Source organism: Brevibacterium album DSM 18261 (assembly GCF_000426445.1).
Taxonomy (GTDB): domain Bacteria; phylum Actinomycetota; class Actinomycetes; order Actinomycetales; family Brevibacteriaceae; genus Brevibacterium; species Brevibacterium album.
Genome location: NZ_AUFJ01000016.1, coordinates 21,150 through 47,321, shown reverse-complemented (window position 1 = coordinate 47,321; position 26,172 = coordinate 21,150). Strand labels below are relative to the sequence as shown.

The 26,172-nt window shown below is 71.9% G+C and carries 23 protein-coding genes; 4 read left to right on the top strand and 19 right to left on the bottom strand.

Features of this window, described 5'->3' with window-relative positions; translation table 11 throughout:
- Positions 1–30 precede the first annotated feature (30 nt).
- From K318_RS0113365 to K318_RS21955, 6 genes are all read right to left on the bottom strand, one after another.
- Entirely contained in the window at positions 31–1,860 is a 1,830-nt protein-coding gene (locus K318_RS0113365; RefSeq protein ID WP_211233335.1) for an AMP-binding protein, read from the bottom strand.
- Complete coding sequence (locus K318_RS0113360) at positions 1,857–3,524, bottom strand: class I adenylate-forming enzyme family protein (protein WP_029089841.1); 1,668 nt, start codon at positions 3,522–3,524, stop codon at positions 1,857–1,859. The genes K318_RS0113365 and K318_RS0113360 overlap by 4 nt, the downstream gene beginning before the upstream one ends.
- 172 nt (positions 3,525–3,696) lie before the next feature.
- On the bottom strand, positions 3,697–4,896 hold the full coding sequence (locus tag K318_RS0113355) for an acetyl-CoA C-acyltransferase (RefSeq protein WP_029089840.1): 1,200 nt from the start codon (positions 4,894–4,896) through the stop codon (positions 3,697–3,699).
- A 43-nt stretch (positions 4,897–4,939) separates the two neighbouring features.
- Entirely contained in the window at positions 4,940–5,698 is a 759-nt protein-coding gene (locus K318_RS0113350) for an SDR family oxidoreductase (RefSeq protein ID WP_029089839.1), read from the bottom strand.
- Entirely contained in the window at positions 5,695–6,912 is a 1,218-nt protein-coding gene (locus K318_RS0113345) for an acyl-CoA dehydrogenase family protein (protein ID WP_211233334.1), read from the bottom strand. The genes K318_RS0113350 and K318_RS0113345 overlap by 4 nt, the downstream gene beginning before the upstream one ends.
- The gene (locus K318_RS21955) at positions 6,905–7,747 is read right to left on the bottom strand and encodes an SDR family oxidoreductase (protein WP_051298010.1); all 843 of its coding nucleotides are present in this window, start codon (positions 7,745–7,747) and stop codon (positions 6,905–6,907) included. Before K318_RS21955 ends, K318_RS0113345 begins: the two co-directional genes overlap by 8 nt.
- Positions 7,748–7,887: 140 nt before the next feature.
- Here K318_RS21955 and K318_RS0113335 point away from each other — a divergent pair, with 140 nt between their 5' ends.
- The 4 genes from K318_RS0113335 to K318_RS0113320 are packed head-to-tail and all read left to right on the top strand — an operon-like array spanning position 7,888 to position 13,167.
- Complete coding sequence (locus tag K318_RS0113335; protein WP_029089837.1) at positions 7,888–9,462, top strand: class I adenylate-forming enzyme family protein; 1,575 nt, start codon at positions 7,888–7,890, stop codon at positions 9,460–9,462.
- Positions 9,459–10,154 carry a TetR/AcrR family transcriptional regulator gene (locus tag K318_RS21950; RefSeq protein WP_051298009.1) on the top strand — a complete coding sequence of 232 codons (696 nt, stop codon included), beginning with the start codon at positions 9,459–9,461 and terminating at the stop codon, positions 10,152–10,154. The genes K318_RS0113335 and K318_RS21950 overlap by 4 nt, the downstream gene beginning before the upstream one ends.
- Complete coding sequence (locus K318_RS0113325; protein WP_245579912.1) at positions 10,151–11,473, top strand: type 2 periplasmic-binding domain-containing protein; 1,323 nt, start codon at positions 10,151–10,153, stop codon at positions 11,471–11,473. The genes K318_RS21950 and K318_RS0113325 overlap by 4 nt, the downstream gene beginning before the upstream one ends.
- An 8-nt stretch (positions 11,474–11,481) precedes the next feature.
- Positions 11,482–13,167, top strand: coding sequence for an amidohydrolase (locus K318_RS0113320; RefSeq protein ID WP_245579911.1), 1,686 nt, complete (start codon positions 11,482–11,484; stop codon positions 13,165–13,167).
- Between the two features lie 6 nt (positions 13,168–13,173).
- Here the strand turns inward: K318_RS0113320 and K318_RS0113315 are convergent, their stop codons facing one another.
- The 13 genes from K318_RS0113315 to K318_RS0113255 form a co-directional block, all read right to left on the bottom strand.
- Positions 13,174–13,797 (bottom strand): L-threonylcarbamoyladenylate synthase, encoded by a 624-nt coding sequence (locus K318_RS0113315; RefSeq protein ID WP_029089834.1) that lies wholly within the window; start codon positions 13,795–13,797, stop codon positions 13,174–13,176.
- Positions 13,794–14,990, bottom strand: coding sequence for an AI-2E family transporter (locus K318_RS21945; protein ID WP_051298008.1), 1,197 nt, complete (start codon positions 14,988–14,990; stop codon positions 13,794–13,796). The genes K318_RS0113315 and K318_RS21945 overlap by 4 nt, the downstream gene beginning before the upstream one ends.
- A complete protein-coding gene (der, locus tag K318_RS0113305; RefSeq protein WP_029089833.1) occupies positions 14,987–16,513 on the bottom strand; it encodes a ribosome biogenesis GTPase Der in 1,527 nt (508 codons plus the stop codon). Before der ends, K318_RS21945 begins: the two co-directional genes overlap by 4 nt.
- Positions 16,510–17,169, bottom strand: coding sequence for a (d)CMP kinase (cmk, locus tag K318_RS0113300; RefSeq protein WP_029089832.1), 660 nt, complete (start codon positions 17,167–17,169; stop codon positions 16,510–16,512). The genes der and cmk overlap by 4 nt, the downstream gene beginning before the upstream one ends.
- Positions 17,166–18,326 (bottom strand): prephenate dehydrogenase, encoded by a 1,161-nt coding sequence (locus K318_RS21940; protein ID WP_084500219.1) that lies wholly within the window; start codon positions 18,324–18,326, stop codon positions 17,166–17,168. Before K318_RS21940 ends, cmk begins: the two co-directional genes overlap by 4 nt.
- Positions 18,323–19,168 carry a pseudouridine synthase gene (locus K318_RS0113290; RefSeq protein WP_029089831.1) on the bottom strand — a complete coding sequence of 282 codons (846 nt, stop codon included), beginning with the start codon at positions 19,166–19,168 and terminating at the stop codon, positions 18,323–18,325. Before K318_RS0113290 ends, K318_RS21940 begins: the two co-directional genes overlap by 4 nt.
- Entirely contained in the window at positions 19,165–19,794 is a 630-nt protein-coding gene (gene scpB / locus K318_RS21935) for an SMC-Scp complex subunit ScpB (protein WP_035282035.1), read from the bottom strand. The genes K318_RS0113290 and scpB overlap by 4 nt, the downstream gene beginning before the upstream one ends.
- Complete coding sequence (locus tag K318_RS21930) at positions 19,784–20,575, bottom strand: segregation and condensation protein A (protein WP_051298007.1); 792 nt, start codon at positions 20,573–20,575, stop codon at positions 19,784–19,786. Before K318_RS21930 ends, scpB begins: the two co-directional genes overlap by 11 nt.
- A 56-nt stretch (positions 20,576–20,631) precedes the next feature.
- Complete coding sequence (locus K318_RS0113275; protein WP_029089830.1) at positions 20,632–21,516, bottom strand: ParA family protein; 885 nt, start codon at positions 21,514–21,516, stop codon at positions 20,632–20,634.
- Between the two features lie 67 nt (positions 21,517–21,583).
- Positions 21,584–22,543, bottom strand: a complete 960-nt coding sequence (locus K318_RS0113270; protein ID WP_029089829.1) for a tyrosine recombinase — start codon at positions 22,541–22,543, stop codon at positions 21,584–21,586.
- 1 nt (position 22,544) lies between these two features.
- Positions 22,545–23,186 carry an NUDIX domain-containing protein gene (locus K318_RS21925; protein WP_035282033.1) on the bottom strand — a complete coding sequence of 214 codons (642 nt, stop codon included), beginning with the start codon at positions 23,184–23,186 and terminating at the stop codon, positions 22,545–22,547.
- A complete protein-coding gene (locus tag K318_RS0113260) occupies positions 23,183–24,856 on the bottom strand; it encodes a CTP synthase (RefSeq protein WP_051298006.1) in 1,674 nt (557 codons plus the stop codon). Before K318_RS0113260 ends, K318_RS21925 begins: the two co-directional genes overlap by 4 nt.
- An 81-nt stretch (positions 24,857–24,937) precedes the next feature.
- Positions 24,938–26,116, bottom strand: coding sequence for a glycosyltransferase (locus K318_RS0113255; RefSeq protein WP_051298005.1), 1,179 nt, complete (start codon positions 26,114–26,116; stop codon positions 24,938–24,940).
- Between the last annotated feature and the right edge of the window lie 56 nt (positions 26,117–26,172).

Genomic DNA, 26,172 nt, shown 5'->3' with positions numbered 1-26,172 from the left:
TCTCGGTGCAGGGCTCGCGCGCGGCAGTGCTCAGGCGAGATGCTCCTCGAGGAGCACCGCCTTCCTGATCTTCCCCGTCGCGGTCATGGGCATCTCCTCGACGAACACGAACTCCGGCACCTTGTACACGGCCATGTTCTCCCGCGCCCACGCCGTGAGCGCCTCGGCCGTGAGCGGTCCCTCGGCGGGCGCGCCCTCCGCAGCCGGCACGTCTGCTGCCGGCACGACGAACGCGACCGGCACCTGTCCCCTCTCCGGGTCCTCCCGCGGGGCGACGGCCACGGTCTGCACGCCGGGGTGCATGCGCAGCAGGGACTCGACCTCGGAGGGGAAGACGCTCATCCCCTTGACCTTGATCATCTCCTTGGTCCGCGCGAGGTAGGTGAGCGCACCGTGCTCGTCGAACCGCCCCGTGTCCCCCGTGCGCAGCCAGCCCTCCACGAGGGTGTCCGCGGTGGCGCGGGGATTGTGCCAGTAGCCGGTCGTCACCGAGGGCGAGTGCACGAGGATCTCCCCCTCCTGCCCCACCGGCACGGGATGCAGCTCCTCGTCCACCACGACGATCTCCGTGCCGGGGACGGGGAAGCCGCAGTACACCGGCTGCGCGCGCAGATCCATGTCACCGGTCTGCAGTCCGAGCGTGAACGTGTCCGAGGTGTGCGTCTCCGTCATCCCGAAGGACGCCTCGCGCAGGGTGATCCCCGTCCTCGCCTCCCACTCGCGCCGCAGCCCGATGTCGAGCTTCCGCACGAAGGAGACCGCCTGGCACTGCTCCAGCGAGGACAGGTCGAGCTCCCGGCACTCCGGGCTCGCGAGCAGCTCGAGGAGCTCCCCGTAGCCGTCGGCCGGGGAGACGATGCGCGTCACCCCGCGGTCCGCGATCGTCTCCAGGGCCACGCGGGGGTGCCAGCGGCCGAGGACCGCGATCTCCCCGCCGCCGTAGATCGGCAGCAGGAGGCTGAGGTTCTGCCCCGCGATCCAGAACATCGCGAGGAACCCCAGCGTCACCTCGCGCTTCTCACCGGCGACAGCCGTCCCCGATCCGGCCATCGCCGAGGCCGCGGTGTAGGCCATGTGCCCGATCGTGTGCTCGCAGCCCTTGGGCCTGCCCGTCGTGCCGCCGGTGTAGTTGAGGGCGGCGAGGCGGTCGGGGTCAACCGGAACGGGTTCGGCCGGCGCGCTCGCGAGCACCCGCTCCCAGTCGCCGGCGTCCTCACGGGACGGCACTGCCGACGGCAGGCCCGCGGTCGGAGCGGGCGCACCGGGGACCGCGAACACGGCCGCAGGATCCGTCCACGTCACCGCGACCTCGTGGTCGAGCCGGGCGAGGGCGGAATCGACCACCGCACGCGCCGCAGGAGGCGCGAACAGGTGTACGGCGCCCGAGTCCTCGAGCTGATGCCGCAGCTCCTCCGCGCGGTACATCGGATTGCTGGGGACGTACACCGCGCCCAGCCAGGCCACGGCGAGGAAGGTGTGGACGTACTGCGGGCAGTTGCCCATGAAGACGGCCACGCGGTCACCGGTGCCCACTCCGTGCGAGGCGAGCCAGCCGGCCGTCGCAGCGACCCGCCCGGCGAGCTCGGACCACGTCTCCTCCCATCCGTAGTAGCTCACCGCCACGGCGTCGGGGCGCTCGGCCGCCCAGTGCCGCACGGTCTCGGCCAGGCCCGGTCCAGCCGGCAGGACCGCGGGCCTGCGCGGCACCTCGGCCGGCCACAGGGTGCGGAGGGCGGCGAGCTCGGCGGCCGCGGCCTCCCACTCCGCTCGCCGCGACCCGCTCCCGGCGCCCGCGCCCGATCCGCTCCCAGCGTCCACGCCCGGTCCGCTCCCGGCAGGCACCCCGACGCTGCCGCTCACTGCGCCGCCTTCTCCCGGGCGGAGGTCGCCTCGGCCCTCACCGTCCGGCGGAGGATCTTGCCCGAGCTCGTCTTGGGCAGCTCGCCGACGATCCGCACCTCGGAGGGCGCCTTATAACTCGCGAGGTGCGCGCGGCAGTGGGCGATGATCTCCTCACCCGTCGCCTCGGCCCCCGGCTGGAGCGTCACATAGGCGACCACCGTCTCGCCCCGGTACTCGTCCGGCACGCCCACCACGGCGCCCTCCTGGACCGCCGGGTGCGTGTAGAGCACGTCCTCGACCTCACGCGGCCACACCTTGAAGCCGGATGCGTTGATCATGTCCTTCTTGCGGTCGACGATGAAGACCCAGCCGTCCTCGTCCATGAAGCCCACGTCCCCGGTGTGCAGCTCCCCGCCGGGCAGGGAGCTCGCGGTCGCCTCCGGGTTGTTGATGTACTCGGCGGCGATCATGGGCCCGGAGACGCACACCTCGCCCACCTCGCGCGGCCCCAGGGGATTGCCCGCGTCGTCGAGGATCCGCACCATCGCGTCCGCCTGCGGCAGGCCCGTCGAGAGGTTGCCGGACTCGGGATCGACGGGCGCCCGCAGGCCGCGCGGCACCGTCACGCACTGCGCGCAGGTCTCGGTGAGGCCGTAGCCCTGTCCGATGTAGTGCCCGGTCTTCTCCTCGAACCGCTTGACGAGGCCCTCCGGCAGCGGTGCGCCGCCGGACATGATCGAGGTGAACGAGTCGAAGGCATCCGCGCCGAACTGGGGGTGCGCCATCATCGCGGTGTAGACGGTCGCGGGTCCGGCCATGAACGCCGGCTTCTCCCGTCGCAGCAGTTCGAGGAACGAGCCGGGGTCGAAGCGGTGGTTGAGCACGAGGGTGGCGGCACCGGCCACCCCGGCCACGAGCTGGCAGTTGAAGCCCGTGATGTGGAACAGGGGTGCCAGCGAGACGACGCCGGCGCCCGGCCCCAGGGAGGCGTTCCTGGTCGCCATCCGCGAGTTCGAGGACAGCGTCGCGTGCGTGAGCTTCGCACCCTTCGACCGGCCCGAGGTCCCGGAGGTGTAGCCGATGAGCGCGGCGTCCCCGGGCGTGACCTCCACCGGCGCGAAGTCCGCGTCCAGCCGCTCCTCCATGACGGTGCGGAAGTCCGGCAGCGGCACCTCCGGCAGGTCCCGGAATGCGCCGAACACCGCTTCCGGGCCGTTCTCCGCCCAGTCCAGGTCATCGACGAGGACGACGGTCGGCACGCTCTCCGCGTACTCCTTCACCCGCATGAGGTAGAGCGCCTTCGAGACGACGAGGCCCTTGACATCGGCATCGGCGAACACGTGGGCGAGCTCGTCGCGGTACATCGGATTGAGCGGGACGACGACCGCGCCCGCCTTCCAGACGCCGTAGGTCGCGATGAGGAAGTGCGGGCTGTTCTGCAGGTAGATGCCCACGGCGTCGCCGGGGCGGATGCCGCTCTCGACGAGATAGGCGGCGAAGGCGTCCGTCCGCCGGTCGAGCTCGGCATAGGTGACGTCGTGCCCGTAGTAGGCATAGGCGCGGACATCGCCGTGCTCGCGGACGGTGGCCGCGAAGTCTGCGAGGGTGGTGGATTCGGAGAGTCCGTCGGGCTCCGTCCTGCCCAGCGTCTTCAGCCAGGGGCGGTCGTCGAACCAGCTCATGCGGGTGCTCCTTCCTCCGGCATCGGCTCTGACGCCGGATCGCTTCCGCACGGGTTCCTTCGCCCGTGCGGTATGGCGGGAGCGCCGTCCGAGGCGGGCGGACTGCGCTCCCCGGCACCGGTGCGGCACCGGGAGCGCTCTCCCGGTGCCGCACCGATCCCGCGGGTCGTGCTCAGACCACTTCGAAGAGGCCGGCCGCACCCATGCCGCCGCCCACGCACATCGTGACGACCACGTGCTTGACGCCGCGGCGCTTGCCCTCGAGCAGCGCGTGGCCCACGAGGCGGGCGCCCGTCATGCCGTAGGGATGGCCCACGGAGATGCCGCCGCCGTCCACGTTGTACCGCTCGGGATCGATGCCCAGGTGGTCGCGGCAGTAGAGCGCCTGGACCGCGAAGGCCTCGTTGAGCTCCCACAGGCCGATGTCGTCGACCGTGAGCCCGTGCCGCTCGAGCAGGCGCGGGATCGCGTAGATCGGACCGATGCCCATCTCCTCCGGCGCATTGCCGGCCACCGCCATGCCCCGGTAGATGCCCAGCGGCTCGAGTCCCCGCTTCGAGGCCTCGTCCGCGCTCATGAGCACGGACGCCGAGGCGCCGTCGGAGAGCTGCGAGGCGTTGCCCGCCGTGACGGTCGGTGCCGCGGAGGCGACGCCGGGTTCGAGCACCGGGTTCAGCGACTGCAGGCCCTCGAGCGTGGTGGAGGGCCGGTTGCCCTCGTCCTGCTCGAGCGTGACCTCGACCTCGCTCGTCTCGCCCGTCGCCTTGTCCACGACGATCTTCGTCGTGGTGAGCGGCACGATCTCGGCGTCGAAGCGGCCGGCCTCCTGGGCGGCCGCCGTCCGGCGCTGCGATTCGAGCGAGTACTCGTCCTGCGCCTCGCGGGAGACGCCGTAGCGCTCGGCCACGACCTCCGCGGTGTGCAGCATGGGCAGGTAGAGCTCGGGCAGGTTCTCGACGAGCCAGGGGTCCTTCGCGCGGAAGGTGTTCTGCTTGTCGTTCTGGCACAGCGAGATCGACTCGACGCCGCCGCCCACGGCCACCTTCATGCCGTCGTGGACGATCTGCTTGGCCGCCGTCGCGATCGCCATGAGGCCCGAGGCGCACTGGCGGTCCACGGACATGCCTGCCACGGAGGTGGGCAGGCCCGCGCGCATCGCGGCCTGGCGCGCGACATTGCCGCCCTGCGCGCCCTGCTGGATCGCAGCGCCGAGGACGACGTCCTCGATCTCCGCCGGGTCGACGCCGGCCCGCTCCACCGCATGGCGGATGGCGTGCCCGGCGAGCTCCTGCGACTGGGTGTTGTTGAATGCTCCGCGGTACGCCTTGCCGATCGGCGTGCGCGCGGTCGAGACGATGACTGCCTCGGTCATGATGCTCTCCTTCTCACCGGCCTGAGCCGGACTCAGGGCCGGCTCAGGCCTTGGGGCCGCCGGCGACGTAGATGACCTGGCCGGAGACGAAGCCCGCCCCCTCGCTCGCGAGGAACGAGGCGGTGTGGGCGATGTCCTCGGGACGACCGGAGCGGGCCACGGGGATCTGCGAGACCGCACCCTTGATGAAGTCCTCGAACGGCACGCCCACCCGCTCCGCGGTGGCCTTCGTCATGTCCGTCTCGATGAAGCCGGGTGCGATCGCATTGGCCGTGACGCCGAACTTGCCGAGCTCGATGGCGTAGGTCTTCGTCATGCCCTGGATGCCGGCCTTCGCCGCCGAGTAGTTGGTCTGGCCGCGGTTGCCGAGCGCCGAGGTCGAGGACAGCGAGATGATGCGGCCGAACTTCGCCTCGACCATGTGGCTCTGCACCGCCTGGGTCATGAAGAAGTTGCCGGTGAGGTGCACGCCCAGGACGGACTCGAAATCGTCCTTCGTCATCTTGAAGAGCATGTTGTCGCGGATGATGCCGGCGTTGTTCACGAGGATCGTGGGCGCACCCAGCTCCGCGGCGACGCGCTCGACGGCGGCCTTGGCCTGCTCCTCGTCGGCGATGTTCGCGCCCACGCCCAGCGCGGTGCCCCCGGCGGCCCGGATGCGGCCGACGACGTCTGCCGTGTCCTCCTCGCGGAGGTCGATGACTGCGACGCTGTGGCCGTCGGCGGCCAGGCGCTCGGCGATGGCCGCGCCGATCCCGCGGGCGCCTCCTGTGACGATCGCGGTGCGGGGGGTGTCACTCATCGTGCGGTTTCCTTCCTGTGCTTCTTGATCTCGTTGCGGGCGATGGAGCGCTTGTGCACCTCGTCCGGGCCGTCCGCCAGGCGCAGCGTGCGCAGGTGCGCCCACGCCTCGGCGAGACGGAAGTCCTGGGTGACGCCGCCGCCGCCGTGCACCTGGATGGCGCGGTCGACGACCTTGAGCGCCATGTTCGGAGCGACGACCTTGATCTGCGCGATGACGTTCCTCGCGACCTTGTTGCCGTGCTTGTCCATCATGTCCGCGGCGTGCATCGTGAGCAGGCGGGCCTGGTCGATCTCGATGCGGGACTCGGCGATCCAGTCCTGGATGTTGGCGCGCTCGGAGAGCTTCTGGCCGAACGTCACACGCTCCTCGGCGCGCTTGACCATCATCTCCAGCGCCCGCTCGGCCACGCCGATGGAGCGCATGCAGTGGTGGATGCGGCCCGGTCCCAGCCGCGCCTGGCTGATCGCGAAGCCCTCGCCCTCGCCCTTGAGGACGTCCTTGGCGGGCACCCGCACCTGGTCGAAGCTCACCTCCGCGTGGCCCTCGCGGTCGTGGTATCCGAACACCTGGAGGTTGCGCTCGACCGTCACGCCGGGGGCGTCGATCGGCACGACCATCATCGACTGCTGACGGTGCGTGGCCTCATTGGGATCGGTCTTGCCCATGACGATGAGCACCTTGCAGTTGGGGTGCATCGCATTGGAGGTGAACCACTTGCGGCCGTCGAGGATGTACTCGTCGCCCTCGCGCTTCATGAGCATCTCGATGTTGGTGGCGTCGGAGGAGGCCACCGCCGGCTCCGTCATGGCGAATCCCGAGCGGATCTCGCCGTTGAGCAGCGGCTTCAGCCACTTCTCCTTGTGCTCCTCCGTCCCGAAGAGGGTGAAGACCTCCATGTTGCCGGTGTCCGGGGCGTTGCAGTTCGTCGCCTCGGGGGCGAGACCGCTCGAGCGGCCCATGATCTCCGCGAGCGGGGCGTATTCGAGATTGGTCAGGCCCGGCCCCCACTCCTCGTGCGGGTGGAAGAGGTTCCACAGGCCGCGGGACTTCGCCTCGGCCTTGAGGTCCTCGAGGATCTGCGGCTGGAAGTGCGGCGTGGGCGCCGCGGCCATCTGCTCCGCGTACACGGCCTCGGCCGGGTAGACGAACTCATCCATGAACGCCTCCAGGCGCTCCTGGTACTCGCGTCCGCGCTCGGTGGTCTCAAGCACGTGCACCATCTCCTCGTGTCGTGTTCTGCTGTGTGTCGTCTCCTGTGCCGCGCAGCTTCGCCTGGTATCGGCGCATGCCGCGCAGCCAGCGGTCGTAGTCGGAGCCCTTCATGCGGTACATGTCGAGCACCTCGGGGTGGGGCAGCACGAGGAAGGTGCCGGACTCCACGGCGGCCATGACGGCCTCGGCGACCTCCGCCGGCTCCAGCACGCGGCCGGCCTCCGCGACGGCCTGCTGCGAGAGCCGCTCCTCCCCCGTCTTCTCCTTCGTCCCGTCGCCCCACAGGATCTTCGTGTTAACGCCCATGGGTGCGAGCACGGCCACCTGCACGCCCTGGTCCCCGTAGGTCACGGAGAGCCATTCGGCGAAGGCGAGGGCCGCGTGCTTGGTCACGGAGTAGCCCGCGGCGCCGATCTGGGTGAGCAGGCCGGCGGCCGAGGCCGTCGCGACGAAGCAGCCCTCGCCCCTCGCGGTCCACTCCGGCACGAGGCGCTCGGCGGCGCGGATGTGCGCTCGGAGGTTGACATCGAGGATCCGGTCCCAGTCCTCCTCCGTGCCGATCCCCTTGGCCCCGGTGATGCCTGCGTTGGCGAAGTAGAGGTCGATGCCGCCCAGGGCCTCGCGTGCGGTCGCGAGGAGGGCCTCGACTCCGTCCGCGCTGGAGACGTCCCCCGTCCAGTGGTGCTGCCCGAGCGCCGCGGCGGTGCGGGCAACCTCCGGATCGAGGTCCGCGAGGAGGACCGAGGCTCCCCGCTCCGTGAGCGCGGAGGCGAGCGCGGCGCCGATCCCGCCCGCAGCGCCCGTGACGACGGCCCTTCTTCCGGTGGCGTCCATGCTCCTCCTTCTCACTGCCGCCCACTTCCTTGTGAGCGGGGACACCTCTATCTATAGTTGAGGACGGTCTCGATTTCAAGCGCTTGCTAAGCGTTCGTTCAGGAGATCGGCACTCACTCACCGTGATTCGAAGGAGCATCATGGCACCCACCGCGACCGCCCCCGCTTCGCTCACCTCCCTCCTGCTCCCCTGGGCCGCGGAGAGACCGGGGGGCGTCGCGCTCCGGACCCCGCCGGGAGAGGCCCGGGTGGAGGTGACATGGGCCGCCCTGCTCGCCCGGGTGGGACAGGCCCGCGACCGGTTCCGCGCCGCCGGCCTGTCCCCGGGCGAGCGGATCGTCCTCATCGCGCCCACGTGCCCCGAGTTCCTCGCGGAGTTCCTCGGCGCGGATGCCGCCGGCCTCATCGTGGTGGCGGTGAACCCGCTGTCCACGGTGCGCGAGCTCGCCTACCTCATCGAGGACTCCGGAGCCCGGCAGGTGGTGGCGCATCCGGCCGTCGCGACCGCCGGAGAGCGTGCCGCCGCCGAGGCGGGCATCGGCTTCCGGACCGTCCCGCTCATCGCGGCCGGTGCTCCCGCCTGCGCCGCGGACCCGGCTTCCTTCGACATCACTGAGCGCGCGCCGGACGACGTCTCCGCACTGCTCTACACCTCGGGCACCACGGGCCGCCCCAAGGGGGCCATGCTGACCCTGGGCAACCTCACGACCGCCGCGCGCACCGTCAGGGGCCTCGTGCAGGCGACCGAGGACGAGCGCTGGGCCACGGGCCTGCCGCTGTTCCACGTGTTCGGGCTGGCCGCCGTCGTCCTCCCCGCGCTCTCGATGGGCCAGCCCGTCACGCTCTTCCCCCGCTGGGACCCGCAGGAGTTCGTGCGCGCCCTGGAGCTGGACGGGATCTCCATGATCTCCGGCGTGCCCACGATGTGGATGTCGGTGCTCGCGGGAGCCTCCGAGGGCACGGCACCGGCGCTGCGGGCGGTGAGCTCAGGGGGCGCGGCGATCGCCGGCGAGGTGGTCCGGCGGTTCGAGGAGCGCTTCTCCGCCCCCGTCGTGGAGGGCTACGGCCTCACCGAGACGACGGCGCTGGGCACCTTCAACCCCATCGACGGCGAGCGCAAGGTCGGCAGCGTGGGCCGTCCCGTGGGCGAGCAGGAGGTGAGGGTGATCGGACTCGACGGCTCCCCCGTGCCCGCCGGCGAGGTGGGCGAAGTGTGCATCCGCGGTCCCGTCGTCATGAAGGGCTACTGGAACCGGCCGGAGGCCACCGCGGAGGTGCTGAGCCCGGACGGCTGGTTCCGCACGGGCGATCTGGGCAGGATGGACTCCGACGGCTACCTGTTCATCGTGGACCGCCTCAAGGACCTCATCATCCACGGCGGCTACAACGTCTATCCGCGCGAGGTCGAGGAGGTGCTCTACGAGATCCCCGGCGTGCGCGAGGCCGCCGTCGTGGGCACCCCGGACGAGAAGTACGGCCAGCAGGTCACCGCCGTGCTCACGCGGACGGCGGACGACGCCGGTGCGGCGCTGACCGCAGAGGCCGTGGAACGGGCCGCCCGGGAGGCCCTGGCCGCCTACAAGATCCCGCGGATCGTCGAGTTCGTCGAGGAGCTGCCCAAGGGGCCCTCCGGCAAGATCCTCAAGCGGGCCCTGAGCGGGCTCGGCGCGGAGCGGAAGGACACAGGGCAGCCTGTGGCACCGGTGGGCACATGAGGGCGCGCAAGGACCCGGAGGAGCTGGGCGCCAAGGGGATGCGCACGCGCACGCGGCTGATCCGCGCGGCGCAGCGGGTGTTCGAGCGACGGGGCTTCCTGGGCACCACCCTGGGCGAGGTCACGGAGGAGGCGGGCGTCGCCTCGGGCACCCTCTACACCTACTTCACCAACCGGGAGGAGCTGCTGGCCGCGCTCATCGAGGATGCCTATGCGCAGTCCGTGGTCCCGGCGCACTCGCGGCCGGTCGAGGAGGGCGATCCGGTCGAGCGGATCCGGGCCGGGAACCTCGAGTACGTCCGCGCGTTCCGGGCCAACCGCGGGCTCAACAAGATCCTCGAGGAGGCCAGGCACTACGACGAGCGGATCGAGCAGAACAGGCTGCGGCGCGGAGAGGCCTTCTTCAGCCGGAACGCGGAGACGATCAGGGCGCTGCAGGCCGACGGGCGCGTGCCGGAGTCCGTCGATCCGGACTTCACCGCACGCTCGTTGGGGCTCATGGTGAGCCGCCACTGCTACTACGTGTACGTCCACCCCGGCGATGAGCGGTACGACGGGGAGGACGGGGCGGTGCGGTTCGCCGGGGAGCTCACCGAGCTGTGGCTGCGGGCGCTGGGGCTGGAAGCAGGGCCGGACGCAGCGGCGGGTGCAGGGCCGGACGCAGCGGCGGATGACGGCGAGGGAACATCATGACGACGGGGGCAGGGATGACGAGGGCAGGGATGACGAAGAGCGGGCCGGCGAGGGCGCGCGGGGTGAGGACCGCGGTGCTGAGCGCGGGAGCGGCGGGAGCGCTGGTGCTCAGCGCGTGCGCGGGCTCTGCCGGATCCGGCGGGGCGGGCGGCGGTGCCGGAGGGAACGGCTACGAGTACGGTGCCGACGCCGCGGCTGTCGAGGAGGCTCTCACCGACCTCGAACCGGCGACCGTGACCTATCAGATCCCGGCGACCTCGCTGGACTCGCCGCAGGCGCCCATGGGGGTGCGCTACAAGGAGGCTGTCGAGGAGGCCTCCGGCGGGAAGCTCACGGTGGAGCTCGCGTTCAACCAGTCGATCGCCCCGTATGCGGAGCTCCACGACGCGCTCGCGGACGGCCGCGTGGACATGGCGTTCACGCTGCCCACCTACGAGCCCGACCGGTTCCCGGCGGTCAACGCGGTCAACGATCTGCTCGCGGGGCAGGCGGCCTCCCCGTTCGAGGGGGACCTGCTCGCGAACCTGCTGGCCGCGGACCTGGCCTGGCAGTCGCCGGAGGTGCTCGCGGAGTACGAGGAGCTGGGACTCACGCCGTTCACCCCGGTCTCGGCCACGAGCGCCTACCACTCCGTGTGCACGGAGCCCGCGACGGAGGTCGAGGACTGGCGCGGACTGCAGGTCCGCGTGGGCTCCCAGCCCCAGAACGAGCTGGTGGGCGAGCTGGGGTCCGCACCGGTCTCGATCGCGGGCGTCGAGGCCTACGAGGCGCTCCAGCGCGGGACGGTGGACTGCACGCTCGCGGTGCTCTCCGACGTCTCGCAGGGAGGCTTCTTCGAGGTCGCACAGAACCTGGGCTATCCCACCACGACGCAGTTCCCCCGCGTCTCCGGCGCGATCCTGCAGGGCACGGGCGTCGAGAGCCTGCCGCTGGCCTACCGGCAGATCCTGTTCGACTCCTTCCACGCCGCGTTCCAGGGAGGCATGGAGACCTCGATCGGCTCCCAGGCGACGGCGATCGCAGAGGCCGGGGAGCGCGGGGTGGGCGTCGAGCCGCTGTCGGAGGAGCTCCAGACCCGGATCGCCGAGGCGAACGAGGAGCGGATGCAGGAGGTCGCGGACTCCGGCACCCTGGGCGAGGACGTGCGGACGCGGGTCGACGAGTCCGCCGCCTTCTGGTCGGAGCAGCTCGAGGAGCTGGGATACACGGATCGGGGAGGCTTCGCCGAGTTCCACGAATGGTACGACCCGGAGACCGACTACACGCCGCTGTCGGACGTCCTGTTCGAGCGGGTCATGCTCGAGCACCGGCCCGCGTGAGCGCCCGGATGAGCACTCTCATGTGCACCCCGGCTGACCCGCCCGAGGCCCGCATCGCGATCTATCCCGCGCGGCTCATCCGCACGCTGGACCCGGCCGTGCCCACCGCCGAGGCCCTGGCGGTGCGGGACGGCCGGGTGCTGGCGGTGGGCACGGTGGAGGAGCTGCGCGGATACGGCGACCACGTGGTGGACGAACGGTACGCGGAGAAGGTGCTGGTGCCGGGCTTCGTCGAGGCGCACAGCCATGCCGGCTCCGGCGGCATGTGGCGGATGACGTACCTGGGCCGCTTCGACCGGCGCTCCCCCGACGGCAGGCTCTGGACGGGATGCGCGAGCGTGCCCGAGGTGCTGACCCGGCTGCGCGGGGCGGAGGCGGCGCTCGATGATCCGGACCGGACACTGGTCGCCTGGGGCCTCGACCCGATCTACTATCCGGACACCGTCGAGGCGCGCGACCTCGACGAGGTCTCGACCACCCGACCGATCTGCGTCAGGCACGCCAACGGGCACCTCATGGTGGTCAACTCCGAGGCCCTGCGCCGCTGCGGCATCGACTCCTCCACCACGGTGGAGGGCGTCGTCAGGGACAGCTCGGGCCGGCCGACGGGCGAGCTGCGCGAGTTCGCCGCGATGGCACTCGTCTCACCGCTCACCGGCGGAGGCGGTCTCGCCCCGGACCCCGCCTCCCTGCGCGGACTCGCCCAGGACGCGGTGAACACGGGCACCACGACCGTGACCGACCTCGGCTCCCGCGCAGTTCTCGACCCGGAGCGCCGCCGGGCCTACCTCGACGAGGCGGGGCCGGACCTGGGCGTCCGGCTCGACGTCTTCCACTTCGGGGCGGGATTCGGCGGCCCCGCCCCCGCGGAGGCCGCCGCACAGCTTGCCGAACTGCGCACGAGCGCCTCGGACCCGTGGCTGCGGTTCGGGAACGTCAAGCTCATGCTCGACGGCTCCATCCAGGGCTTCACCGCCCGCCTCCGTGAGCCGGGATATCTCGGCGGGGAGCCCAACGGGCTGTGGACGACGTCACCCGAGGAGTTCGAGGAGGCGCTCCTCGCCTACCACCGGCAGGGCCTGCTGGTGCACACGCACTGCAACGGAGACGAGGCCTCCGAGGTCTTCATCAGCGCATTGGAGCGGGTGCTGCGCAGGGCGCCCCGCTGGGATCACCGGCACACCGTCACCCACTCGCAGATGACCACCCCGGACCAGTACCGGCGCATGGCGGCTCTGGGCATGGGGGCGAACATCTTCGCCAACCACATCTGGGCATGGGGCGATCAGCACGTCGAGCTGACGGTGGGGCCCGACCGGGCTCGCCGGATGAATGCCGCGGCGACCGCGCTGGCCGCAGGCGTGCCCGTCGCCCTGCACAGCGACACCCCCGTCACTCCCCTGGGACCGCTCTCGTCCATGAAGCACGCCGTCACCCGGGAGACCCCCTCCGGCCGCGTCCTCGGCGGGACCGAGCGCCTCACCCCGGAGCAGGCGCTCCGCGCAGTCACACTGGGACCTGCGGTCCTCCTCCACCGGGACGGCGAGATCGGTTCGCTGGAGCCCGGGAAATGGGCGGACGCCGCGATCCTCGACGCGGATCCGCTCGACACGGACCCCCATGGACTCCCCGAGATCCGGGTCTCGGGAACCATGGTGGGAGGCCTCCACCGCGCCTCGGCCCTGGAGAGCTGAGGGGGCTCACTCGAACCGGGAGACGTCCCCCGCGCCTTCGCGCCGGACGATCGCCGCACCCTCCGTGAAGTCGATGACGGACGTGGGCTCGGTCCCCGGCTCGCCGGAGTCCACGATGAGGTCGACGTCGTTGCCGATCTCGTCCGAGACCGCGAGGGAGTCCGTCATCGCGTCCGTGTGGCCGGGCAGGATGAGCGTGGAGGAGAGGAGGGGCTCGCCCACCTCCTCCACGAGCGCGAGCGCCGTGGGGTTCTGCGGGATCCGCGCGCCCACGGAGTGCTTCTTGGGATGCATCATCTTCCGCGGCACCTCCTTCGTCGCCTTCATGATGAAGGTGTACGGCCCCGGCGTCAGCGACTTCACGGCGCGGAATGCGGCATTGTCGATGATGACGAACTGCCCCAGCTGCGCGAAGTCGTGGCACATGAGCGTGAAGTGGTGCTTCTGGTCCAGACGGCGGATCCGGATGATCCGGTCGACGCCCGACCTGTTCTCCAGCGCACACCCCAGCGCGTAGCCGGAGTCCGTGGGATAGGCGATCAGCCCGCCCGAGGCGATGACCTCTGCGGCCTGGCGGATGAGACGCGGCTGCGGATCCACAGGGTGGATCGTGAGGATCTTCGCATTCATGCGCCCATCCTAGTGCCCTCGCCCTCCGGCGTCCCGTCCAGCGCCACCACGATCTCGCGGCCGCGCCGTGCCTCGCGGCGCCCGCCTCCGGGCACCCCCGCCACCGGCAGGCTGGCCCCCGTCCGGAGATCGGAGGCGATGAGGCTGTTGATCCACCGGGCTCGCGGATCCGCATCCACCAGCAGCGCCTTGATCAGCAGCGTCGCCGGCAGCGCCAGCAGCGCCCCCAGCCAGCCGAGCACCCAGTACCAGAACAGCAGCGACAGGAAGCTCACGAGCGGCGTGACGCCCACGGACTCCCCCGTGAACTTGGGCTGGATGATCGACTGGATGACGAAGTTGAGCACGCAGTATGCGACCACCACCCAGACCGCCGCCGCCCAGCCCTGGTCCACGAGCGCGAGCAGCGCGGGAGGCACGAGGCCGATGACGAAGCCCACGTTCGGGATGTAGTTCGTGAGGAACGCCAGCACTCCCCACACGAGCGCCAGCGGCACCCCGATGACCTCGAGCGCGACGACGTCCAGCACCGCCACGATGAGGCCGAAGACCGTCGCGACCACCCAGTACCGGCGCACCCCGGCCGCGAACGAGGTCATGGCCTCGGCGAAGCCCGGCCGCTCCCGTCCCAGCGAGGCCAGACGCTGCGGGAACGACATCGTGTCCAGGGCGACGAAGAAGACCGCCATCACGACGGTGACGAGCAGGGTGAGCACCAGCGTGGCGTTCGAGAACAGCGGTGCGAGCGTCGAGATCACGCGGGAGGCGTCCAGCGCCGCGAGCTGCTGCTGCAGGACCCCCGGGGTGAGCCCCAGGGTCTCGAGCCACTGTCCCGTGTCCTGCACGATCGCCACGACCTCGCCCGCATAGCCCGGCATGATGAGCACGAGCTCCGCGATCGACCATGCGGCGAGCGCGAAGAACGCCGCGAGCACCACGAGCACGATGAGCACCGTCGCCATCGCCGCGAGGAACCGCGGCACCTTCGCCCGGACCAGCAGCGCCTGCAGCGGGTGGACGATGATGACGAGGTTGAGCGCGAGGAACACCGGTGCCACGATGTCCTGCAGCTGCCGGAACACGACCATGACGACGGCGAGCCCCGCGAGCCCCAGCGTCACCGTCGCGAACCGGGGCAGCGCCGGCGGCGGTGCCGTGGCCGACGGCGATGCCCCGGCACCGGCCGCGCTCATGTCCGCTTCCGCTTCTCCCTGATCCGCATGCTGATCTCGATGGGCGTGCCCTCGAAGGCGAAGGTCTCGCGCAGCCGGCGCGTGATGAAGCGCCGGTAGCCGGGATCGAGGAAGCCGGTCGTGAACAGCACGAAGTGCGGGGGCCGGTTCGAGGCCTGCGTGCCGAAGAGGATGCGCGGCTGCTTGCCGCCCCGGAGCGGGTGCGGATTCGCCGCCACGAGCTCGCCGAGGAACGCGTTGAGCCGGCTCGTGGGGATGCGCCGGTCCCAGTTCTCCAGCGCCCTCTCCATCGCCGGCACCAGCTTCTCCGCGTGCCGGCCGGTCTTCGCGGAGATGTTCACACGCGGGGCCCACGCCACATGGGCGAGGTCCTTCTCGATCTCCCGCTCCAGCCAGTCGCGGCGCTCCTGGTCCGTGAGATCCCATTTGTTGAACACGAGCACGAGCGCCCGGCCGGCCTCGGTCGCGTTCCGCACGATCCTCACGTCCTGCTCGCTCAGGGGCTCACTCGCCTCGAGCAGGACGAGCGCGAGCTCGGCCCGCTCGAGCGCCGTCTGCGTCCGCAGTGCCGCGTAGTAGTCCGCGCCCGAGGCCTGCCGCGCCCGCTTCCTGATGCCCGCCGTGTCCACGAACCGCCACGGGCGCCCGCCCAGCTCCACGAGCTCGTCCACGGGGTCGCGCGTGGTCCCGGCGACGTTGTCGACGAGGACGCGCTCGCTGCCGAACAGCTTGTTGAGCAGCGAGGACTTGCCCACATTGGGCCGGCCCACGAGCGCGATCCTGCGGGGGCCGCCGGGCTCCTCGGCGTCGTCCACCAACGAGTTCTCCGGCAGCATCTCCATGATCTCGTCGAGGAAATCCGCCACGCCGCGCCCGTGCATCGCGCTGATGGGGTGGGGCTCGCCCAGGCCCAGCGACCACAGCTCCGCGGCCTGGAGCTCGCCGCGCTCGTCGTCGACCTTGTTGGCCGCCAGCAGCACGGGCTTGCCCGCGCGCCGCAGCATCCGCACCACGTGCTCGTCCGTCGAGGTGACCCCCGTGGCGACGTCGACGACCAACACCACGCCGTCGGCCTGCTCCACGGCGATCTCCGCCTGCTCCGCGATCCTCGAGGCCATGCCCTTCGCATCGATGTCCCAGCCACCGGTGTCCACGAGGGTCAGCGGCCTCCCGCCCCACTCCCCGCGATAGCGCACACGGTCGCGGGTGACGCCGGGGACGTCCTCGACCACCGCCTCCCGCCGGCCCAGGATGCGGTTGACCAGTGTGGACTTGCCCACATTGGGCCGGCCCACGATCGCGAGCACGGGAGCCGGCCGGACCAGCCCGCCGGCCGCCTCGGGGTCCTCGAGATCGGCCAGGAGCTCCTCGTCCTCGGCCTCGAGGTCGTAGTCGGCGAGCCCGGAGCGCAGGGACTCCGCGCGCCTGCGGGCATCGGCCTCGTCGATGTCCGCGAGCCGCTCGGCGAGGTCCTCGTCGGGGAGCGGGATGAAATCATCCGCCTCGGGCATCGGCTCGGTCATGAGGCCTCCTTCGCGAGAGTGAGGACCGCTTCGACGGCCTCGTCGAAGCCCACGTGCGTCGTGTCCAGCGTGTGCACGCCGTCGGCGGCGGTGAGGAAGCTCGTGGTGGCCGAGTCCTTCGCATCGCGCTCGGCCACGAGGGCGCGCGTCGCGGCGAGCGCGGCGGCATCGGCCGTGCCGTGGTTCTCACCGGCACGGCGCGCGATCCGCACCTCCTCGTCCGCCGTCATGAGGATCCGCACCGGCGCCTCAGGCGCCACCACCGTCGTGATGTCGCGGCCCTCGACGACGATCCCGCCGGCGGCATCGGCGATGACCTCGCGCTGCCGCTCGATGAGCTCCTCGCGCGCCTCCGGCACCGCGGAGACGGTCTGCACGCCCGCGGAGACCTCGTCGGAGCGGATCTCGAGCGTGACGTCGATGCCGTCGACCTCGACCCGGAAGTCGTCCGGATCCGTTGAGATCTCGAGATCGGCACCGCGCACCAGTTCGACCACGTCGCCGGGATCGCTCACCCCGCGGTTGAGCGCCAGCCAGGCCATCGCCCGGTACATCGCGCCCGTGTCGAGGTAGGCGCATCCCAGCCGGCGGGCGACCTCCTTGGAGGTGCTGGACTTGCCCACTCCGCTGGGGCCGTCGATGGCGATGACTGTCATGTGCGTCCTTCGTTCGGGGTGTCTGGTTCGGTGGTCGGCCCGGGCAGCTCCGCCTCCGCATGCTCGGGCAGCCGCCAGCCGCGGGCGAGCAGGCCCGTCACGAGGTCCTGGGCATGGGCCGGCAGCACGAACAGGTCCAGGCTTCCCAGCCTACGCCCTGTCGCATGGTCGATCCGCACGTCCTCGATGTTGATGCCCAGCTCGCCCACCTCGGCGAACAGGCGCCCGAGGTTGCCCGGCTCATCGCCGATGACCACGGTGACCGTCGCATAGGCCGTGGGCGCCTGACCGTGCTTGCCCGGGATCCGCAGCCGGCCCTCGTTGCCCGCCGCGAGCGCACCGGCGAGGACGGCGAGCGCCCCGGGATCGAGCGCGAGCGCGTCGATGACTCGGTCGAGGTCCTCCCGGAACTCCGCCAGCACCGCGCGCACCTCGGCGGCGTTGCCGGCCAGTATCTGGGTCCACAGCCCCGGATCCGAGGCGGCGATCCGGGTGACGTCCCGCAGCCCCTGACCGGCCAGCGCCACACCCTCGACGGGCATGCGCGCGAGCCGGGCGGCCATGAGCGAGGACACCACCTGCGGGGCGTGGGAGACCCGGGCGACGGAGGAGTCGTGGAACTCCGGTTCGAGATGGAGCACGGTCGAGCCCACGGCCCGGGCGACCGCCTCGACCTGGGCCAGCCGGTCCGGTGGCGTGTCCGCGTCCGAGCAGATCACCCACGGCCGGTCGCGGAACAGGTCCGTGCGCGCCCAGGTCGCGCCCGAGCGCTCGCGGCCGGCCATGGGGTGCGAGCCGATGTAGCGGTCGAGCTCACTGCGCTCCGTCGCCCGGCGCACCCGCTCCAGCAGCACGCCCTTGACGCTCGCGACGTCCGTGACGGTGGCCTCGGGCAGCCGGCGCAGGTGCTCGACGACGAGCCCGGCGGTCACATCCGGGGGTGCGGCGACGATCACGAGGCCGGTCTCCGGCGGGGCCTCGCCCACGCTGCCCGCGCCCAGGTCCGCGGCGAGCCGGGCCGAAGTGGGCGAGACGTCGGCGAGCGTGACGGTGCAGCCGGCGCGGGTGAGCGCCAGTCCCAGGGAGGTCCCCAGCAGCCCCGCACCCACGATGTGCACGCGGGCGGGAAGGTGCGGATCCGCCGGACCAGCGCTCACAGGCCCACGGCCTTCATGAGCTCGCCGACCTCGTGCGGACGCAGATCGCGCATCTTGCCGGGCCGCTGCTCCGCGAGCGCGATGGGGCCGAACTGCGTGCGCACGAGCCGCTCGACCGGCGTGCCCACGGCCTCGAGGAGGCGGCGGACGATCCGGTTCCGGCCCGAGTGGAGGACGACCTCGACGAGCGCCCGCCCCGGCGTCGAGTCGAGGAGCCGGAAGGAGTCCACGTGCGCCATCCCGTCCTCGAGCTCGATGCCGTCGCGCAGGCGCGCGCCCGCGTCCTTGGGCACGGGGCCGCGGACCTGCGCGAGGTAGGTCTTGGGCACCTCGTAGCGGGGGTGCGTGAGGCGGTTGGAGAGCTCGCCGTCGTTCGTCAGCAGCAGCAGGCCCTCGGTGTCGTAGTCGAGGCGGCCCACGTAGAACAGCCGCTCGGGGCGGTTCCTGAGGTAGTCCGCCACCGTCTTGCGGCCCTCGGGATCGCTCATCGAGGTGACGACCTTCGCGGGCTTGTTGAAGGCGAGGTACACCTTGTCCGTGTGCGCCGTGATGCGGAGGGTGTCGACGTGCACCGTCTGCTTCTCCGGGTCGATGCGCGTGCCGAGCTCCGTGACGATGACGCCGTCCACCTCGACGCGCCCCTCCTCGATGAGGCGCTCGCACGCCCGGCGGGAGCCGAGCCCGGCGTCCGCGAGGACCTTCTGCAGACGGACGCCGTCCGCGGCGTGCACATCGGAGACCGCTCCGTGCCCCGTCTGCGCCGGCTTGCGGGGGTTGCTGCGCACGCGACGGGCGGGACGCTTGCTGCGGTGGCCCGGCGAGCGGGGATCTGAGGAGTTCATACGTCTATTATCCCGAACTCCCGCTCGGATCCGGCACCTGCCTCGCCTGTGCGATTCGCCTCATCCCCCTCCGGCAGGAACGGAGCGATGTCCGGCAGGTCCTCGATGCGCCCGAGTCCTGCCGCCTCGAGGAACGCCGGGGTCGTGACGAACCGGACCGCGCCGGTCAGCTCCTCCGTGCCCGATTCCACGATGAGGCCGCGCATGAGCAGCGTGCGCACGACCCCGTCGACGTTGACCCCGCGGATCGCGGAGACCCGCGCCCGCGTCACCGGCTGCCGGTAGGCGATGATCGCGAGGGTCTCCAGCGCGGCCTGGGACAGCTTCGCGCTCTGGCCCGCCGTGAGGAAGCCCGCCACCGCATCATGCTGCTCGGCACGGGTGTAGATGCGCCAGCCGCCGGCCGCGCGCGCCAGCCGGAAGCCGCGCGCCCGTGCGCCCCGGTGCCCGTCGAAGTCCGCGGCGAGCTCCTCGAGGGCCGCGGAGACCTCGGCCTCCTCGACGCCGAGGCCCTCCGCCAGCTCGTGGGCGCCCACCGGCCGGTCAGTCACCATGAGGATCGCCTCCAGTGCGGTCAGGAGCTCCGGCGCAGTGCCGTTCCCCGGTCCCTCGGCCTCATGCCTCATGGCTCTCCTCGTCCTCGTGTGCCTCTTCGCCTTCCGCACCGTCGGAGCGGCTGCGTTCCTGATCCTCCCGCAGACCCACGCTGAGCGGACCCAGCGGCTCGGGCTGGTCCACCTCGATCAGCCCTGTCCGGATGAGGTCCAGCACGGCGAGGAAGCGGGCGACGACCACGAGCCGCGACTCCGCGTCCGCGACGAGGTCTGCGAAGTCCGCGCGCTCGGCCTCCCGCAGGCGCGCGAGCAGGACCGCCCGCTGCTCCGGCACGGAGACATGGGCCTCGTGCAGGTGGTCGAGCGCAACCTGCGGCGGTGTCCTGTCGCGGGAGACGACGGCGGCGAAGACCGCGGCGAGCACCGCGGGCGAGGTCGAGAACTCGAGCGGCGGCAGCAGGCCCGCGAACTCCGCCTCGAGCCCGGCCGAGCGCGGCACCGCTCTGGCGGCAGCGCCCATCCGCTCGCCCAGCACCTGCGAGACCGCCTTGAAGGCCCGGTACTGCAGCAGGCGCACGAAGAGGAGGTCGCGGGCCTCGAGCAGTTCGAGGTCGAGCTCGTCGTCGACCTCTCCCCCCGGCAGCAGGCGCGCGGTCTTGAGGTCGAGGAGCGTGGCGGCGACGACGAGGAAGTGCGTGAGCTCGTCGAGCGACCGCGTCCCCCGCAGCGCGGACACGTAGTCGAGGAACTCGTCCGTGACCTCTGCCAGGGCGATCTCCGTGACGTCGAGGGACCGCTTGGCGATGAGGTCGAGCAGCAGGTCGAAGGGCCCCGAGAAGTTCTCCAGGACCACGGTGAAGCCGGTCCGCTCGCGCCCCTCCCGGTCGCTGTGCGCCCCGGGGCTGCGCTTCAGGGCGAGCCCCCGCGGGAGATCAGCTCCCTCGCCAGCCTGCGGTAGGCGTCCGCCCCGGCATGGGAGGGCGCGAAGGTCGTGATGGGCTCGGCGGCGACGGAGGCGTCGGGGAACCGGACGGTGCGGCTGATGACGGTGTCGAAGACCGTCTCCCCGAAGGCCTCGACGATGCTCGCGATGACCTCGCGCGAGTGCAGGGTGCGGCCGTCGTACATCGTCGCGAGGATGCCGTCGATCCTGAGGCTCGGGTTGAGGCGGTCCTGGACCTTCTCGATCGTCTCCACGAGCAGCGCCACGCCGCGCAGCGCGAAGAACTCCGTCTCCAGCGGGATCACGACGCCGTGCGCGGCGGTGAGCGCGTTGACGGTGAGCAGGCCCAGGGAGGGCTGGCAGTCCACGAGGACCACATCGTATTCGTCGGCGACCTTCGCGAGCGCCCGCGTGAGCACCTGTTCGCGGGCCACCTCGCCCACGAGCTGGATCTCCGCGGCGGAGAGGTCGATGTTCGCCGGCATGACGTCGATGCCCGTGTGCGCCGTCGAGTGGATGACCTCGCGCGGGTCGATGCGCGAGCTCATGAGCACGTCGTACACGGTGCGGTCGAGCGCATGCGGGTTGATGCCGAGCCCCACGGACAGGGCGCCCTGCGGATCGAAGTCGACGAGGAGGACCCTGCGTCCGTAGCCGGCGAGCGCGGCCCCCAGGTTGATCGAGGAGGTGGTCTTGCCCACCCCGCCCTTCTGGTTCACCATCGCGATGATGCGCGCGGGACCGTGCCCGTCGAGTGCGGGCGGCACCGGGAACTCTCGGACGGGCCGGCCGGTGGGCCCCATCTCGTCTGTCACGATGTCGAGCCTCTCGTCTGCCACGGACTGCCTCATCTCCTGTCTTGCCTGTCTGGAGCCTGCCGCCGCGCGTGCGCGCACACCCGGCCGCCTGCGTCCAAGCCTATCTCGGACGCGGGGCGGCTGCGCCCGCACGCGGGTGCGAGACGGCGTAGACCTCGCGCAGCGTCTGCGCCGTCACCCGCGTGTAGATCTGCGTCGTCACGACCGAGGCGTGCCCCAGCAGCTCCTGCACGACCCGGATGTCGGCCCCGCCTTCGAGCAGGTGGGTGGCGAAGGAGTGGCGCAGGGTGTGCGCGGTGACATCGGCGATGCCGGCCCTGTGCGCGGCCTCCTTGACGATCGCCCAGGCCGACTGCCGGCTCAGCCGGGTGCCGCGCTGGTTGAGGAAGACCGCGCCGCGGGAGGCGTCCGAGGCCGCGGCGAACCCGGGCCTGACCCGCACCGTCCACGCCTCCAGCGCGGCCGCGGCGTGCGAGCCCAGGGGCACGAGGCGGTCCTTGCCGCCCTTGCCGTAGAGGCGCACCACGCGGTGGTCGAGGTCGAGGTCGTCGAGGTCGAGGCCCACCGCCTCGCTGATACGCGCACCCGTCGCGTAGAGCAGCTCCAGCAGCGCCGCGGCCCGGCGGAGGACGGGAGCGTCCCCCGCCGTCTGTGCGAGCAGCGCCTCGACCTCGTCGATCCGCAGCGCCTTCGGCAGGCTGTCCCGCAGGGCCGGGGGCGGCAGCTGCGCGAGAGGATCGCCGGGGGCGGCGCCCTCCGCGGCGAGGTGGTCGTGGAAGCGCCTCACCGCCACGACGATCCGCGAGACGGAGGCCGGGGCGAGCCCCGCCTCGTCGAGGGCGCGGCGGAAGCCCAGCGCATCGGCTTCGGTCACGGCACCCGGCTCCGCGATCCCCTGCGTCTCCAGCCACAGGAGATAGCGGCGCAGATCGCGCGCATAGGCGTCGACGGTGTGGGCCGAGAGCCCGCGCTCGAGCTGCAGGTGCGCGAGATAGTCCCCCGCCGGGGAGACCAGGGATCGCGGTCCCTCCGGCAGCAGCTGGGCACCGTGCCGGGCCACGTCAGTGCGCCCCGGTGCCCGTCGGTCCGGTGCCCGTCGGCCAGGGCTCGTCGGCGGAGCGCAGCCCCGTCCAGCCCCGGCCCCGGGCCGCGTGTGCGTGGAGCACCGCGAGCTGGGCGATCGCATTGCGCACCCGTCCGGTGAGGACTGCCTCGAGCGCCTCGTCCAGCGGGACGCGGCGGAGCACGATGCCGCGCTCCTCCCCCTCCCGCTCCGTGAGCGCGTGCGCGGGCAGCCGGCTCAGCCCCCGCGCGAGGTAGATGCGGACCCTCTCGTCCGAACCGCCCGGGGAGGTGAACAGATCGGCGAGCGTGTGCCAGTCCTCGGCGCACAGGTCCGCCTCCTCCCCCAGCTCGCGCCGTGCGGCCACCGCGGGATGCTCCCCGGCCACGTCGAGAAGACCCGCGGGCACCTCCCAGTCGCGGGTGCGGATGGGGTGCCGGTACTGCTGGATGAGCAGGATGCGATCGGCCTCGTCCACCGCGGCGACGGCAACGGCACCGGGATGGGCCATCGTGTCGCGGGTGAGCGGCTCCTCGGACTCCGGCAGGGAGAACGTCTCGCGGACGATGTCCCACACGAAGCCCGAGTAGACCGTCTCCCGCTCCGTGACCGGGACCTCGACGGGCTCATCGGCGATCATGCGGACTCCTGCCGCTGCGCGAGGGCCGCGCCCACGAGGCCGGCGAAGAGCGGATGCGGGCGGGTGGGCCGGCTCCGCAGCTCGGGGTGCGCCTGCGTGCCGACGTAGTAGGGATGGACCTCGGCGGGCAGCTCCACGTACTCGACGAGGGCCCCGTCGGGCGAGGTGCCCGAGACCACGAGGCCGGCCTCCACGAGCCGCTCACGGTAGGCGTTGCCCACCTCGTAGCGGTGCCGGTGGCGCTCCGAGGCCTCCTCGGCCCCGTAGGCCCGCGCCACGACGGATCCCGGACGCAGGACGGCGGGGTACAGGCCCAGCCGCATGGTCCCGCCGAGGTCTCCCGCGCCCTCGACGACGGCGCGCTGCTCGTCCATCGTCGCGATGACGGGTTCGGACGTGCCCGGATCGAACTCCGTCGAGGAGGCGTGCGCCAGGCCGAGTTCGGTGCGCGCGTACTCGATGACCATGCACTGCATGCCCAGGCACAGGCCGAGGGCGGGCACGCCGTGCTCGCGCGCCCAGCGCAGGGCGCCGAGCTTGCCCTCGATGCCGCGGATGCCGAAGCCGCCGGGCACGCAGATCGCGTCGAGCCCGGAGAGCTGTTCGGCCGCGCCGTCGGCCGTCTCGCAGGTGTCCGAGGCGATCCAGCGGATCTGCACGCGCGTGCTGTGGGCGAAGCCGCCGTGGCGCAGCGCCTCGGTGACGGAGAGATAGGCGTCGGGCAGGTCCACGTACTTGCCCACGAGGCCCACCGTGACGGTGTGCTCCGGTGCGTGCACCTGGGTCAGCAGGCGGTCCCAGCGGCTCCAGTCCGCGTCCCGCAGCGGCAGGCCGAGGCGCCGGATCGCATACGAGTCGAGGCCGCCCGCGTGGATGACGCTGGGGATGTCGTAGATGCTGCGCGCATCGACGCACGGGACCACGGCCTCGGCGTCGACATCGCATGCGGCGGCGATCTTGCGGCAGATGGACTCCGGCAGCTCGCGGTCCGCACGCAGCACGATCGCATCCGGTGTGATGCCGATGCTGCGCAGCTGAGCCACGGAGTGCTGCGTGGGCTTGGTCTTGAGCTCGCCGCTGGGGGCGAGGTAGGGCACGAGGGAGACGTGGACGAAGAAGACGTCGTCGCGGCCGAGGTCGTGGCGCACCTGGCGCGCGGCCTCGAGGAACGGCAGCGACTCGATGTCGCCCACGGTTCCGCCGATCTCCGTGATGATGACGTCCGGGGCCTCGCCGGCGGGCCGTGCGGCCTGCGCGCGCATGCGGGCCTTGATCTCGTCCGTGATGTGCGGGATGACCTGGACCGTGTCGCCCAGGTAGGCTCCGCGGCGTTCCTTCGCGATGACGGAGGAGTAGACCTGTCCGGTCGTGACGTTTGCTCCGGCGTCGAGCGAGCGGTCGAGGAAGCGCTCGTAATGGCCGATGTCCAGGTCGGTCTCCGCGCCGTCGTCGGTCACGAAGACCTCGCCGTGCTGGAAGGGGTTCATCGTGCCGGGATCGACGTTGAGATAGGGATCGAGCTTCTGCATCGCGACGCTGAGTCCGCGCTGCGTGAGGAGCTGTCCGAGGCTCGAAGCCGTCAGTCCCTTCCCCAGGGACGAGGCCACGCCGCCGGTGACGAAGATGTGTCGGGTTCTGGTCGCACCATCTGTGCTCAGTCGGTTCACCACGGACTTCCACCCTACCAGCGAGTCGGGCCCGGCACGGGGGTTCACGGTTACCGCTGTGTGAACTCCCAGGCTCGCGCGCCGTCAGCGGCGGTGCGCGAGCGCCGCGGCGTAGGTCTCGAGCAGCTCCTCGGCGAGGAACTCCGCGCCGGAGACGTCGTCGACCCGGCGGCGGACCGCGAAGCCGGCCTCGACGCGCTTGGCCGGCGAGTCGAGCAGATCGCTGATCGCCCCGTTGAGCCCGGCGGGATCGTCGACGTCCACGCGGACGGCCGCCTCGCCCCACACCCGCGCCGTGCGCTCGCCGCCGAGCACCACGACGGGCCTGCCCAGCTGCATGAGGGACTCGGGCTCCGCGAGCGTCATGTCCGCGGTCGCGACGACGACGTCCGCGGCCGCGAGGACGTCCACGGCCGTGCCCTCGGGGGCGAGCACGACGGGGTGACGGCCCACGAATGCCTGGCGCACCGTCGAGCGCTCGCGGCCGGCGCCCGTGAGCGCGAAGACGACGCGCCGGTCGGGACGGTGGTCGAACATCGTGACCGCGGCCTCGAGGAAGGTGGTGAGCTCATCGCCGTCGGTGACGGACATCGGAGCGGCGACGAGGAAGGCGCCCGCGGGCACTCCCAGGTTCTCGCGCACCTGCTTCCTGCCCACCGCCGGCGCCAGGCGCTCGGAGACGTCCGGGGAGAGCAGCCGTGCGCGCTCGGCGACGGGCACGGCGTCTGCGAAGCGGTCGACGACGGGCGCGGTGGTGCCGAGGACGACGGCGGCGGTGCGAGAGACGATGCCTGCGGCGGCCGCGTCGAGCGTGCTCTGCGGACGGAAGCGGCCCACCGTCGCGACGAGGGCCGGGCGCAGGCGCGCGGGCAGTCCGGTCATGCCGAGGCCCGCGAGCGCGGCGGCGTGCAGGCCGTGGGCGTGGACGACGTCGACGTGCCGGTAGAGGCGGTGGAGGTCGAGGGCGATGCCGGGGTCCGCGAGCCCGATGTGGTCGCGCAACGGCAGGTGCACGGCGACGAGCTCGCTGCCGCGATCGCGGCCGACTGCGGGTGCGGAGCCCGAGGAGGGGACGACCGCGGGCAGGAACCCGAGGGCCTCGAGAACGGAGTGCCGGGCGGCGACGCCGACCCGGTGGCCCCCTCCCGTCTGCGCCTCGGCCACGACGGCCCCGGCCTCGCCCACAGGGCCCCGCGTGCCGGCGAGCACGTGGAGGATGCGGGTCTGCGGCGGCAGCTGGGCCTGCTCGTGGTCTGCGTGCATGTGCGGTTCCCTCCCGGACGTCACGGACGTGATGCGGCCGGGTGCCGGCCGCGCTG